The sequence below is a fragment of the Psychrobacter sp. SZ93C1 genome, from assembly GCF_015864635.1.
Lineage (GTDB): Bacteria > Pseudomonadota > Gammaproteobacteria > Pseudomonadales > Moraxellaceae > Psychrobacter > Psychrobacter fozii.
Map to the genome: position 1 here is coordinate 290292 of NZ_JADYWY010000001.1, position 14829 is coordinate 305120.

The 14829-nt window shown below is 42.2% G+C and carries 12 protein-coding genes; 10 read left to right on the forward strand and 2 right to left on the reverse strand.

Annotated elements, in window-relative coordinates; all coding sequences use genetic code 11:
* Positions 1–168: 168 nt before the first annotated feature.
* Entirely contained in the window at positions 169–1449 is a 1281-nt protein-coding gene (gene mltG, locus I6E83_RS01275; protein WP_197099661.1) for an endolytic transglycosylase MltG, read from the forward strand.
* A gap of 88 nt (positions 1450–1537) precedes the next feature.
* Entirely contained in the window at positions 1538–2239 is a 702-nt protein-coding gene (tmk, locus tag I6E83_RS01280; protein WP_197099662.1) for a dTMP kinase, read from the forward strand.
* 200 nt (positions 2240–2439) lie between these two features.
* On the opposite strand, the gene I6E83_RS01285 is transcribed toward tmk, so the two are convergent.
* A complete protein-coding gene (locus I6E83_RS01285; protein ID WP_197099663.1) occupies positions 2440–4761 on the reverse strand; it encodes a cation:proton antiporter in 2322 nt (773 codons plus the stop codon).
* A gap of 992 nt (positions 4762–5753) precedes the next feature.
* Between I6E83_RS01285 and I6E83_RS01290 the strand changes: the two genes are divergently transcribed.
* The 8 genes from I6E83_RS01290 (at position 5754) to I6E83_RS01325 (ending at position 13881) form a co-directional block, all read left to right on the forward strand.
* Complete coding sequence (locus tag I6E83_RS01290) at positions 5754–7169, forward strand: Do family serine endopeptidase (RefSeq protein ID WP_406947819.1); 1416 nt, start codon at positions 5754–5756, stop codon at positions 7167–7169.
* A gap of 455 nt (positions 7170–7624) precedes the next feature.
* Entirely contained in the window at positions 7625–8812 is a 1188-nt protein-coding gene (locus tag I6E83_RS01295) for a hypothetical protein (protein ID WP_197099665.1), read from the forward strand.
* 520 nt (positions 8813–9332) lie between these two features.
* Positions 9333–10238: a 4-hydroxy-tetrahydrodipicolinate synthase gene (gene dapA, locus I6E83_RS01300; protein ID WP_110921977.1), complete on the forward strand. Its 906-nt coding sequence runs from the start codon at positions 9333–9335 to the stop codon at positions 10236–10238.
* Positions 10239–10373: 135 nt separating this feature from the next.
* A complete protein-coding gene (locus I6E83_RS01305) occupies positions 10374–10688 on the forward strand; it encodes a hypothetical protein (RefSeq protein ID WP_227680760.1) in 315 nt (104 codons plus the stop codon).
* A 127-nt stretch (positions 10689–10815) separates the two neighbouring features.
* The gene (gene purC / locus I6E83_RS01310) at positions 10816–11529 is read left to right on the forward strand and encodes a phosphoribosylaminoimidazolesuccinocarboxamide synthase (protein ID WP_110921975.1); all 714 of its coding nucleotides are present in this window, start codon (positions 10816–10818) and stop codon (positions 11527–11529) included.
* A 398-nt stretch (positions 11530–11927) separates the two neighbouring features.
* Complete coding sequence (locus I6E83_RS01315) at positions 11928–12482, forward strand: hypothetical protein (RefSeq protein WP_197099667.1); 555 nt, start codon at positions 11928–11930, stop codon at positions 12480–12482.
* Positions 12483–12867: 385 nt separating this feature from the next.
* The gene (locus tag I6E83_RS01320) at positions 12868–13500 is read left to right on the forward strand and encodes a DNA-3-methyladenine glycosylase (protein WP_197099668.1); all 633 of its coding nucleotides are present in this window, start codon (positions 12868–12870) and stop codon (positions 13498–13500) included.
* 69 nt (positions 13501–13569) lie between these two features.
* The gene (locus I6E83_RS01325) at positions 13570–13881 is read left to right on the forward strand and encodes an NGG1p interacting factor NIF3 (protein ID WP_197099669.1); all 312 of its coding nucleotides are present in this window, start codon (positions 13570–13572) and stop codon (positions 13879–13881) included.
* 169 nt (positions 13882–14050) lie between these two features.
* Here the strand turns inward: I6E83_RS01325 and I6E83_RS01330 are convergent, their stop codons facing one another.
* Complete coding sequence (locus I6E83_RS01330) at positions 14051–14710, reverse strand: hypothetical protein (RefSeq protein WP_197099670.1); 660 nt, start codon at positions 14708–14710, stop codon at positions 14051–14053.
* Between the last annotated feature and the right edge of the window lie 119 nt (positions 14711–14829).

Consider the following 14829-nt stretch of genomic DNA (forward strand, 5'->3'; position numbering starts at 1 on the left):
GATATTTTCATTATTGATAGATAAGCTGAGAATACTGAAAAAAGCGTCTGAGTATTAAGCCATATAAATGAGCATCAATAGCAAGATAATTCATAAGCTAAGCAAATACCATTGAAAATCGCACGGTTCAGTGCTAAATTCTAGCAAACATCTGCCTCGCGAGTTGCCATGAGCACACCTACACCTGAAACGCCTCCTGAACGTCCTAATAATGAGCCATCTAATAAAAAAGATAGCAGCGTTGAGGAGCGTGTCGATACCACACTACCAGACTCGAAGCCGGTAGTGGATAAGGTGGAGGATAAGCCCGCGACCAATGTCTCACTTATCAGCGGAGAGAGTAAACCGCGTCAATATAGAGTGGACAATCAATCGTTCTTTATGCAGCGTGGTTATCAGGTGTTGCTCGTACTTGGACTGATTGCTGCGTTTTTCTTGGTGATGGTCTATCAGACATTGTTTGGACGTATCGAGCAGCCAGCGAAGAAGGTCACGATTGAGCAGGGTCAGACTTACTATGGTCTACTGCCACAGTGGCAACAGCAGATTCCACTATTTTCTGCCAGCGTGGCCAAGCTTTATATCAAGTCGCAAGTCGATGCACCATTACATTCAGGTATTTACCAGCTACCAGAAAATCCCACGATTGCTGAAGCGTTGCAAGTACTAGCACAAGGTGCAAAAGCAGCGATGGTAAAAGTACAAATCATCGAGGGTAAAACCTCTAAAGACCTATATCAGACACTGCGTGATAATGACGGTATCAAAAAAGAAGTACTGACTGCTGATAGCGACAATGCAAGTATTGCCAAAGCATTGGAGTTAGATGGCATCTTGCCAGCGTCGGTTATCAATGACAGTGATCCTATCGTCAATCACAATCTCGAAGGGTGGTTTGCCCCTGATACGTATTATTATGGTGAGGATACCACTGATAAGCAGGTACTGACGGATTTGTACAAGCGTCAGCAGCAAGCGTTGACCGAAGCGTGGGAAGGCCGTGCGCCCAACTTGCCTTATAGCACGCCTTATGAGGCATTGGTGATGGCTTCTATTATCGAAAAAGAAACCAGCGTGGCAGAAGAGCGTCCGTTGGTGTCGGCGGTATTTAGAAACCGTCTGAACCAAGGCATGCGCATGCAAACTGATCCGACCATTATCTATGGTATGGGCAGTCGCTATGACGGCAATATTCGTCGCAAAGACATCAATGAAAAAACGTCTTATAATACCTATCAAATTGATGGCCTGCCACCAACACCCATTGCATTGCCATCAGCTGCTTCTATCGAAGCGACTTTGCATCCGGCAGACAGCGAAGCATTATATTTTGTAGCGACTGGTACCGGTGGGCACAAATTCACCAATAGCTTGGCTGCACACAATCAAGCGGTAAAAGACTATCTAAAAGTCATGCGCGAAAAGAAAGCACAAGCAGCATCACAGTAATTTAGTCCGTCTCTCTTTTAAAACCTATCATTTACTGAGCGTTATGCAATTATCTACATAACGCTCATCAATGACATAAGGTCATATCATGTCAGCACCTATGCAAGATCATTTATCTCAAACAACTTCGCCCAAAGAAATCCATGACATCATGCCTAATCAAGGATGCTTTATCAGTTTTGAAGGCACCGAAGGCGTGGGGAAAACCACCGCAATTGAACAGTTATGCTTACGACTAGAGGACAGTGGCATCCAGTATCTGCGAACCCGTGAGCCAGGTGGCAGTCCATTTGCAGAGCGTTTGCGAGAGATACTATTAGATCCTACGACTGATATTAATGATGATACAGAGCTGTTGCTGCTATTCGCCGCGCGCTGTGATCATCTGCAGCAAGTGATTATACCTGCGCTACAAAGTGGTACATGGGTGATATGCGACAGGTTTACGGACTCTACCATTGCCTATCAAGGCTTTGGTCGTGCGCATGGGGATGAGGCAGTGAGAGCTAAGATTGATACGCTGATTGAGCAATTTGTGCCGCAGCTCCCTGAGCTAACATTGTGGTTGGATTTGTCAGTATCAGAAGGCATGACACGTGCCAACAAGCGTAGTGCTGCCGATCGTTTTGAGCAGCAAGCGACCGATTTTTTTACATGGGTACATAAAGGTTTTGGTGCGCTTGCTAACCAGCATCCTGAGCGCATCCAGCGTATTGATGCGTCAGGCACTGCCGATGAAGTAGGTGCGCGAATATGGACGACGGTACAGGATAATCTAGATATTAAATAGCCGTCCGATTAAGGAACTTCTGAGCTTCCAGATTTTGACTACTTTCAATAATAAGATGATTATCAAAATCACCGCCATAAAAAGCCCCAACATTACGTCGGGGCTTTTGTGTTTCTTAAACCATTAATAGAGTAGATAAATAGCCACTCAAAAAGTAGTCATCATTATTTATTTACTGGCTATTTGCTAGCTATTTACTCTTATTTCTCTTTATTATTTACTTCGTTATCTGCCTTGCTTTCTAAGCTCGTCAGCTTGGTATCCTGAGCAGTCTCGATATCAGCACTTTTGGTATTGTCTTGACCAGAGTCAGGTAAGCGATTTGGATCAAGCGCGCCTTTCTTGGTCTTGGGTGCATTACCATTACCGTTAGCATTGCTATTGCTAGATGCCTTAGTTTTGGAGATAGCGGTTGAGTTCGCTGACATTACCCCTTTATTAGCAGACTCATCTTTTGGTTCGACAGTTTTGTCAGTCGTCGTTGCTGGCGACGTTGGAGAGTCTTTAGACTCAGCATCGTTGCTTGAATGACTTGATGAGTTATCAGCAGTGTTTTGCTCAGTGCTTTTCTGCTCAGCGCCTTTTTCTTTGTCGCTATCCGTCGCTTGCTCGGCTGCATCAGCACTTTCATCGCTCGGCTCTTTCTCTTTACGCTTTTCCGGTGCTTTTGAGCTAGATTCAAAGTTGGCATCTGCCGCCATACGTGCTTGCTCTTGCTTCGGTGTTACATCTACTGGCTTTGGCTGTACTTCATCCTCTACCACTAGTGAGATAAGCTTACGATCGCGTGGTACGATGCCATCGAACTTATCAGTAATAACGTGCAACTTGCCTTCTTTGTCTATGGTATAGAGCGGTACAAATTGCTTGTTATCCGCTTTATATTGTTCAAAGCTGTAGCTATCAGTGATGTTAGTAATTTTGATACGCGCCTTTTTTGACAGCATACTGGCAAGCTTGGTATAAGTCGCATCTTTGCCAAATAGCCACTGTGATTGAAAGCTCGATTGCTTGTCTTCACGTTCGCTTTTGACTTTTTCATCACTGAACTTGAGACGATACAATTTGCGCTCACCGAATTCATGACGATAATGAATCTCGGACAAGGTATTCATCTCTTTATCCATACTCATGGCAAACAGACGACCGATACCGATAAGATCAAGGTTATGATCGGCATGGTCAGAGATAGGATTACCAAAATAAGTACGCAAACCACTCATGCGTGCACGGGCAATATTGGTATAGTTATTATGCGCAACGATGACATCGAAGCCTTGATCTTTTAAAGACGTGGCTATCAGTAGTGCGATGGGGTTTGAACCGACGATAAGAATACCGTTGGTCTCAGGCTCACGGACGCCAAGCAAGTTGCCGACCACTTTTGAGCCTAAGCCCTGAATCATAACCGTACCAATGATGACCATAAATACTAATGGTACGAGCAGCTCAACGCCTTGAATATCATACTCTTGCAAACGAATGGCAAACAGCGAAGAGATAGCTGCCGCGACGATACCACGCGGCCCAATCCAACTGATCATCAGCTTTTCGTTGGTCTTGAGGTTTGAGCCGATAGCTGATGCCCAAACAGACAATGGGCGCGCCACGAACATCACGATAGCAAGTAGCACCAATCCTGCAAAGCCCACACTCATTAAGCTTGCTAGTTCTACACGTGCAGCGAGAATAATAAAAAGCACAGAAATCAGTAGAATAGTTAAAGACTCGTTGAACTCTAGAATGGTCTCACGTGGGAATTTTGGCCAGTTTGCTAATGCCACACCCAATACTGTAACGGTCAATAGACCAGACTCATGCTCTAAATGGTTAGATATTGAGAATAGAACCAAGACAAAGGCAAGGGTAAAGACATTGCGTAAAAACTCAGGAATCATATGACGGCGCATAAGGAACGCCAGTACCCAAGCGCCTGCCATACCCATTGCAGTCGCTAATACAACGATTTTAGCAAACAGTAATATACTGCTAGCTTCGCCGCCAGAGATAATATATTCATAGACCAATACCACCGCAATGGCGCCGATTGGATCGATGATGATACCTTCCCATTTTAGGATGTTAGATATCGTCTTATTCGGGCGCACACTGCGCAGTAACGGCATAATGACCGTTGGGCCAGTCACGCAAACCAGCGCACCGAATAGTAAGGCGATCAGTGGATCGACATCAAATAGTAGATAGGTCGATAACGCGACGATAGCGATGGTAATAAGTACGCCGACCGATACCAACATCTGTACGACAGTTCCATGCTGCTTAATCTCATCGAACTCTAAGGTCAGCGAGCCTTCAAAGAGAATAATTGCCACGCCCAAAGAGATGAAGGGAAACATCAGTTCCCCCAATACCAAGTCGGGATCGAAGATACCCAGTACAGGACCTACGATAATACCAATCAGTAATAAAAATAAAATGGACGGTTGCTTTAAATACCAAGCCAACCACTGGGCGGCGATGCCAATCCCAACCACGCCAGATAATAATAGGGCGGTATCCATAAATTGATCCTTTTATAATCTTGTCATATTTTATATCTATCAATCGCTCTTTAGCACCTACCTATAGAGGCACATTTTACAAAAGCTGAATGACAACAATGGCCAAGTGACAATAATGGTTAAGTGACAACAATGACAACCATCATGAATCATAACGTGAGCCAGATATGATATATATACTATAAAGTAATAGAGACAAACGCATTCCTAGACAAATAATGCCCATCTCAAGAAATACAATTAGCAGTGTCAACCTTGCTTGTGCTACTGGCTTGGCTTACGAGCGGTAGTACCTGCACTTGTTTTACTGTTATTCAAATTTTTAGAAATGGTATAAGCGTCTCTAGACATGCAAAAGATGAAAAATAAGGGTGATGATAGCCAATTCTATAAATATATAGTCCGTAATAATAATGGCTATTAACCTACGTTTTTTATAAAGTTATTAGGTTTGCCATCATAACATGATTTTATTTCATACCTACTAAGGCTGAGCTTACCACGACACAGTTTATCCACTATGACACTGCCACATCGTCAACTATATAAAGGTATTGCTTGTACTCGGCTATCTTGTATCGATATTATAGTGGGTTGATTATAGTATTGAGCAACCACAACAGGGTATAGAACCGTTATGAAATAACCAATCCTTGGGTTATCCTGAATTACTGAAATGATAGCAAAATAGCGTGATGGTTTATTATACAGTAGCGGCATTTATCGTGTACGTAGCTTGTATCGAGAATCCACTATGAAAGAGTTACAGCAACGGTTGCCATGCAAAAGCTATAAAATATAGATATAGCATGCAGACAAGCTAAAAAATATTAAGATGGCTTAAGCTAAAGTCACATTTTTTACCTGTCTTATAATGGCTCTAGAGAATAACCAGAACCAATTTATTCACATTGACAATAATAACAATCATGATCACTCATATGGAGGATGGTATGCGTACAGATATGTTTACAGCACAATCTAAATTGAATATGCAGCATTGGTTACAGCGTAGTGCGTTGGCGCTTGCTGTCAGTACATCGATGGTCGTTGGTATGACCGCCACGACTATGACCAGTGCTCAAGCGGCGGTCAGCACGGCAGACTTCTCTGACTTGGTACAACAAGTGACCCCGGCAGTCGCCCGTGTGAACGTCACAAAAACGATTAGTGAAGCTGAGCTTGCCAAGGCACAGACAGCTGAGCTGTTACGTCAGTTTTTTGGCGATCGTCTAAGTATTCCTGAACAGGCTACCATGCCAGCGATTGAGCATGCTTATGGCACAGCTTTCTTTGTCAGCTCTGATGGCTACATGCTGACCAACCATCATGTGGTGGAAGGCGCAGATAAAATCACGGTCACGCTCAATGATAGAACCGAGCTAGATGCGGTCTTAATCGGTAGTGATGAGCGCTCAGATGTGGCAGTGTTGAAAGTCGTGGGTAATAAATTCCCACCTCTACCTATCGGTGACTCGAATGCGCTGAGAGTAGGGGAGCCTGTACTTGCGATTGGTTCACCATTTGGTTTTGATTACTCGGCATCCGCTGGTATTGTTAGTGCTAAGTCGCGCAGTTTTTCGCGTGAGACCAGTGTGCCATTTATTCAAACAGATGTGGCACTGAACCCCGGTAACTCAGGTGGTCCATTATTCAACCAGCGCGGTGAGGTTATTGGTATTAACTCGCGTATCTTTAGTGGTACTGGTGGTTATATGGGGCTGTCGTTCTCGATACCGATTGACGCGGCAATGGATATCTATCAGCAGCTAAAAACAGATGGCGAAGTGGTGCGTGCTTATTTAGGTATTTATCCACAAGATATCGATCGTAATCTAGCTGAGGCTTATAAGCTGGCTCGTCCGCAAGGTGCTTTATTGACACGTGTGTCACCAGACTCACCAGCACAAAAGGCTGGTCTAAAACCTGGTGATATTATTTTGCAATATAACAATGTGCAGATTATGCAGGCCTCAGATTTATTGAATCTTCTCAATCGAGCTAAGCCAAGTGATGCATTCCGTGCACAGATTCAGCGTAATGGTAAGCAGATGATAGTCAGTGGCCAGCTTGCGTATGCACCCGATGATGTTAGAGCTCAAGGCGGTGATCAACAGAATGACGATGTACAGTTGGGCTTACGTCTACGTAATTTGACTGTTGATGAGCAAGCCGAAATCGCCGTGGATCATAAAACAGGCATTTTGGTGACGACAGTTGACCCCACTGGACTTGCTGCACGTTCAGGTATATTGGCAGGGGATGTCATTACCAATTTCCATCAAAAACCGATTAAGGAAGTGACTGACTTTTCAGATGCGATTTCATCACTACCTGAAAAAGGCGTGGTCACGATGGAAGTTATCCGTCAAGGTATCCCTGCGATTATAGGGTTACGGATTGAGTAGTCAGTAGGGTAGTGATAATCAATTTCTTATGGAAGAGAGGTCACGTTAACCGTGCTTGTAGTCGCTTAGATACATCTGTACTAGGTTGTCTTGGCCTTCTTTTCGATACGAGAGATAGTATTAAAAACTGTATGAGTAAACAAATTGTGACAGTGAGCGTCGATAATTGTACTTGTTTATCGTAGAGGCTGACCTCTATAATGGCTGATTTTTTATCCCATGATTGAAAGTGTGTCTTTAGCGAGATAGAAGATTGTTTCGATAACAATCATTTTGATGGGTTAAACGCTCGATATTATGGTTGTTATTACAATCGAAGCACGCCCTTATAAACTATTACAACCTATGATAAACGTACGCATGAAGTGATTTATTTAGCAGGCCATGCACTCTAATATAGGATTGACTATAAGCTGTTTGATAGGCTCATACCGTTACATAACCATCAGGTAATTATGACTGACCATGTTTTATATATACTAGGTATCTCTACGTCAGCAGCATTGCTAGCGTACATCGTACTGTGGTCAATATTACAAACGTTCAATGCTAATCCTACCAAGCGATTTTTGCGTATCTGGGTGAAATTGGTGCTCTATTACGCAGCCTATACCATGCCCGTTTGGATTGTATTAATGGTGATAGGTTGGTCGCAGAATATGCTACCAGTACTGGCTCAGTTGTCCGTACCATCATTGTTGTTAGCCATATTCGTAATGGCCATGTACTTTTATACTGTGGTGGTGCAGCCTAATTGTTTACGAGTAGAGCATCATGCTGTTGATTTGAATTTATCAAAACCACTGACCGTCGCTGTGCTAGCTGACTTACGCATTGGGATATATAGCGGTAAGCCGCGCCATATTCGCAAGCTTGTTGCCACTATCAATGCTTTGTCAGCGGATGCCGTATTAATTACAGGCGACTGGCTGTATTATCCAAGTGCAGATTTGGTTGGGCAGCTCATGCTGTTCAAAGCGGTTAATAAACCTGTCTATACAGTGATGAGTACGTCGGATTTGTGCTATCAATCGATTAATACGACCAAGCAAGGTCAGCCGCTATTGGAAGATACGTTGGCCAGCACTTTCGATGTACTTGATATCAGTTATATCGGTCAGCAGTGTACCTCGTTGCCGCTTAAGACTATGGATATCGGCGCGGTGAATAGCCGACCATTGAACCAAGATATTCTTAGACAGCAAGATAGTGATGCCAACTCAGTGGTCGCAGCGCTCTGCGGCTGGCAAGATATCCCTCAGAGACTCGCTGATATTGATGACTCAAACACGGCTGCAAAAGTAGCACTTGGTGCTGAAATCGCCAATGCTATCAACCCTGTTATTATTTTGGCTTCACGATTTGATAGTCTCAGCGACTTACCTAAATCTCTACAGCCGCGACCGTTATTGATTACGGGCGCTGCAAAAGCCACTCAAGAGAACAGTTGGTGGGCACAAAAAACCCAAGACGTGCAACAAAGCGATGAGCAATCGACATTGTCAAATAATAGTCGGTTGGGTAAGCAGCGAGGTTTATATCAACATGCCAGTGCGCAGATATTCGTCAGTAGCGGTATAGGCACACGAGGGCTGCCTTTTCGGTTGTATCGCCCCACTATCGATGTGTTGACAATTCGTTAATATGTGCCAAAAGTCTTATAAGTACTGAGCCATTGCGCTAAACTGAATGTTAAGTAATAATGTCAGTATTGATGTGCTTTTTTGAGCGCTATATTGGCATTACAGGACAAGAGAGGCGACGTGTTATTTGCTGCATAATAACCGTGTTGACCGTCAATTGATTGATAGCGGTCAAATTAAAATATGCTACACTAGCAGGCGTTTTTATTATTTAATTTTTATTGCTGAATAAGCCTTATCAGTCATTGGCAAGCACAGTGTCAATACGGATTTGAGCACATCATTGTTTATGTGGTGGCTGCTTTTGCAGTAGAAAAATATTTATTTTAGAAAGATACTTATTTTAGAAGTATATTTTTTAGAAAGTTACTTAGCACTACCATCAGGCAAGACATTGCTAATTGCGTTTATGGCTGTACATAATATTATGTGCAGCCATAAGCATGAGAATTGGCTCTTGCAAACGACCTATCATGTGACAGCTTTGACAAAAGCTAGGATAATACAGTAAGGCACGGTTATGAGCACAGCATACGACGAGATCAAAACCCGACTACAAGGCTCAATGGTAGCTTTGGTAACGCCCATGCATCCTGACGGCAAGGTTGATTATAAACGTTTGGCAGATCTCATAGATTGGCAGATTGAACAGGGCACCCATTGCTTAGTTGCTGTCGGTACCACTGGTGAGTCAGCGACACTGTCTATGCAAGAGCATAGTGATGTGATTCGCTACTTTGTACAGCATGTTAAAGGTCGTGTACCAGTCATTGCTGGTACAGGCGCCAACAATACAATGGAAGCCATCAAGCTGACTCAAGATGCAGCCGATGCTGGTGCAGACTGCGCATTGCTCGTAGCACCTTACTATAACAAACCACCTCAAGAAGGTTTGTTCCAACATTATAAAGCCATCGCTGAAGCGGTAAATATTCCGCAGATGCTTTATAACGTACCAGGACGCACAGTCGTTGATATCGCCCAAAATACCGTTGAGCGTTTATGTGATATTGACAATATTGTGGCCATTAAAGATGCGACCGGCTCTGTTAGCCGCGGCGAGCAATTGATTAAAGCCGTTGGTGATAGAATGGTTGTGCTGTCAGGTGATGACGGCACTGCGCTAGAGTTGATGAAATTCGGCGGTAAAGGCAACATCTCAGTAACGGCCAACGTCGCACCGAAAGCGATGAGCGAGACGTTTACGGCTGCGCTCCGTGGTGACTTTGACGCTGCTAATAAAGTACATGATATCGTTAAACACTTACATCGTGACTTATTCATCGAATCAAGCCCTATCCCAGCTAAGTACGCCTTACATAAAATGGGCATAATCGATAAGGGTATTCGCCTACCATTGGTTTGGCTAGCGGAGCAACATCATGCGACTATTGATGAAGCATTGGTTCGTGCTAACTTAATATAGATTCGTTTGAATTTGCTATAAAATTGAGCGCTATAAATGCTAAGTCAGTCACTGATGATAGGCTTAGCGATATCTATATGACCTCATACACACGATAAGCCAAATAAGCAATCATTGCTAACTCAGAGAGATAATATGATGAACAGCTCATCAACGACCACAAAAATATTCCCTGCGATGCTGACCTTGATACTAGGAAGTACGCTAGTATTGAGCGGCTGCCAAGCGACTAAAAACTTACTTGGTAAGCGTGACAACGGTAGCTTAGAGTATCAGCAAAGCAAAAAGCTTGCGCCAATAGAGCTGCCAGCTGCTACAGAAACAGCACCTTTCGTACCCTTATACGCCACACCTGACGCAGGTGCAAATACGCTAAAACTAGCGAACGAATCTGGTAGCCAGTATAAATTACCACAGCCTCAGCGTGCTGTAAGCGGTCTTCCGAATTAAAACTATTTCCCTATTTTTACCGTTGGTTTTTTATACTTGTTAATTTAACTATTAATACCGTCATATAAAAACTAGCGGTAGCTGCGCGTTTTTACCACATAAGCTTGAACGAACAGGAACTCTCATAATGCAAAAGCAACAACTGCTGTATAAAGGTAAAGCCAAATCTGTCTATGAAACAGAAGACAATGATCTTTTGATTTTACATTTCCGTGATGATACATCAGCGCTTGATGGTAAGCGTATCGAACAGTTAGCACGCAAAGGCGTGGTCAATAACCGTTTCAATGCTTTTATTATGCAAAAGCTGGCCGATGCTGGCATCGAAACGCATTTTGAAAAGCAATTGTCTGAAGACGAAGTGTTGGTCAAACGCCTAGATATGATTCCGGTTGAGTGTGTAGTACGTAACTTTGCTGCTGGTAGTTTGGTTCGTCGTTTGGGTTTAGAAGAAGGCCAAGCATTGACGCCGCCTACTTATGAGCTATTTTATAAAGACGATGCGCTTGGTGATCCAATGGTCAATGAGTCACTATCTGTTTCTCTTGGTTGGGCAACCGAAGCACAATTAGCAAGAATGGAAGAGCTGACTCATCAAGTGAACGATGTACTAAAAGCACTGTTTGATGCAGGCGATTTGATACTGGTTGATTTCAAGCTAGAGTTTGGTGTATTCCATGACCGCATCGTTTTAGGTGATGAGTTCTCACCAGATGGCTGCCGTATTTGGGATAAAATTACCAAGAAAAAATTGGATAAAGACCGTTTCCGCCAGTCATTAGGCGATGTGATTGAAGCTTATGAAGAAGTGGCTAACCGTATTGGTGTACCATTAAGCTAAGCAAATTAACGCTGACAACATAAAATAAAAGACTGAGCCATGTGCTCAGTTTTTTTATGGCATCATATTAATGTCGGTACGCTAGTGAGGACTTGAATCTTCGGCTGTGGGCTAATGGTATCAACGTTTTAACTCGCTGAAATAGTCACAGTGTACTTCATGGTGTACTTACCATACATATTCTATTCGTGATCGGTGCGCTATACAGGCATCGAACTCCTAGTATTAGCTGTAACTTCAGTAGCTATGAAATCGGTAATATGGGTCATGCAGACCTATGTATTGGGGGTAGTACAATCCTAAACGATTAATCAAACAGGCTATCCAAAATGACGATTTAGATATTTGAGGAATCAACATCAAAGAATCCATAGGTTATTGAAAATTGGGATTATAAAATGAATGAGTTTATCGACCAGTTTATGCCATACATTAGTAAAGATATTTGTTGGAACATAGATATAAATGCTATTGATGGACTTAAAAATGAAGAAATAGATGTTTATACGGAGAAGTTAAACATAGAAGCCAAAGGGGATTTCAGGCTTTGGTTACGGACTTTTGGTAAATGCTCTGGAGGCCTTTTTATGGATGACTTTTTTGTATTCAATAAATACAATAATCGTTCTGATGAGACAACATTTTTAGTTCATATGAGTATCAACTTAGGGTGGCAACAAGAACTAGTTGATGAGGGTTTTATTACTCAAAAAGATCTTGATGGTAAACCTTACTTTTTTAGTCGATTGAATGAAACGTCTTATTATTTTATTTATACGACAGATCCAGAACTACAAGTTTGGCATTACTGTGATGGTGACGATACATTTGAATGTACCGGATTTAGTTTTATAGAGTACCTTAAAAGTTATCTTAGTGGTATAAAATGCTCTAAAGGTATTTGGCTAAATAAATCTGATGTACTTAGAATATCAACATCAGATTTGTTTTAGGTAATCAGCGTTTGAGCTGACTTGAACTTACTATATTTAGCCTATACCCTAACGGAACCAGTTGTTTTGCCCCTCAAACCTATTAACAAACCACTTAAAATAGATTAGATTTGTGGAACTACTCAAAATAGACTGCGATTTTTATCTGTTTATCAGTAATACTTAATGATGAAATCCTCTTTATCCATAAGTATTGATGCTTAATACGCACTATCAATATTGGCCTTTTGAACACAGTTTTATAACTTAACTCGTATAAAAAATCAAACATAGCACAAACATTACCCTTAATACCTTATCTTAATTTCATGTTAATTTATTAATACTTGTTTATTAGTATTTGGTCATGTCAATTAGATTATCAAAATAAGAAAAGGTTTCGCTAATGTCTACTGCCTCGTCAACTGTCTTAGCACCTGACTGGTTTACGCGTCCAACTTGTGTAGTCGCTGCTGACTTGGTTGGCAAAGTGCTCTGTAGAAAATTGATAGATACCGATGGCACCGCGAAAATACTGCGAATGCGTATCTCAGAGACCGAAGCTTATATCGGTGAAAGTGATCCTGCCTGTCATTCGCATGCAGGCACAAGAACCTCACGTACTGAAATTATGTATGAGCAAGGCGGTGTGTTCTATGTCTATTTGACCTACGGCGTACATCATATGCTTAACTTAATCAGTGGTGCTGCAGAGTCGCCGGAGTCGGTGTTGATACGGGCTGGGTTTTTGACAGAGGATAGTGGTCGTCTATTTGATGAGCAGTTGCTTAGCTCAGACAAACAGCTTAGTCATCCCAAGCAGTTTGCTGGCCCTGGGAAGCTAACCAAACGATTGCAAATTGATCGTGATTTATATGGCAAGGTAATTGGCCTAGCGTCAGCTGTTTGGATAGAAGATGATGGGTGTCAGCCTCCAATATCGCTGCGCCCACGTATTGGCATTGACTATGCAGGTGAAGCGAAAGACTGGTTATTACGTTATGTTTGGAGCGATCATGCTTCTTTGTCCAAAAAATAGTATCGCCTGTAGATTAGACAGTTTATCTTTAATGTATTTCATGAGATTAATGTAGAAAGGATGGATGATATGTATAAGCTCACGGTTTTTATCCCAGAATCTGCTCTAGATCAGGTGAAGTCTGCGTTGTTTGTCGCCGGTGCAGGTACCATTGGTAATTATGAGCAATGCTGTTGGCAGGTAAAGGGAACAGGACAGTTTATGCCATTATCAGGTAGTACGCCGCACATCGGTACACATGATAGCTTAGAAATGGTCGATGAATGGCGAGTTGAAATGGTGGTTGATGAAGCGGTCATTGAAACTGTTATCGCTGCGTTAAAAGAGGCGCATCCGTATGAGACACCAGCTTACGATGTAATAAAGGTCTTAGATTTTTAGTGTGAATGAGGACACGGCCTAGTCTTGCGTAATAAAACGAAAAAAAGGTCAAATATACCAAGGGCTGGTTTATTTGACCTTAGGCATCAAGAGGTTAGTGATGCCAAAATTTTATACTCGTATCTATACTATAAGATACGAATGTTGTGAATAGTAGTGGTGTTGAAATCTAGTCTTTTTTTACCTTAATGACATTTAGATTGGGATAGCCAAGTAGTATTTCATAATCTTGTGAGCCACGTCTTGCTTCGACTTCAAACACACCGCGATTATTTTTTTCTTCAAGCTCAATATCTTTTACACGGTAACCCATCGCACTAACTTTTCTGATGGCTTGTTGTTTGATGGCTGGGTAGCGGGATTCTCTTGTAATATTGCCTTCGATATCACCGTTTTTATGATGCTTACTGTTTTTATGCTTACCATTATTTTTATATTCATCCTTTTTATCATGGTCTTTTTCGTATCTATCATTTTTTCCAGTAGATGACCATGATTTCTTGTCTGAGCTGATAAGCCTCAAGTTAGGATACGTATACTTAAGCTCATAGGCTTGTTTACCTTTAGTGGCATAAGCCGTAAGTATCTGACTGCCTCGGTAATTGTTAGCTTGAATGTCTCTGACATCATAACCCTTGCGACGTAAGTCTTGACGTAGCTGCTGACTAACGCGGTTGACGTTATTTTTACTTGTATTGCTATCACGGTACACAGGGCGATTGTCATAAGGGGAGGCAATAGTGGTACAGCTGACCATCGTGCCCAACAAAGCAACCGCAAGCCCTGATGAAAGAATCGTCTTTATGGTGGAGCGTTGTAATGTTCTCATAATGAACCTTCCTATTGTTTGGTATAGCACAGCGACTGTGTATTTTTAACTATGTATTCTTAACTTGGTATGCTTAGTTTGATGGATTTGACATCTAATATATTGGTATTCACTACCAT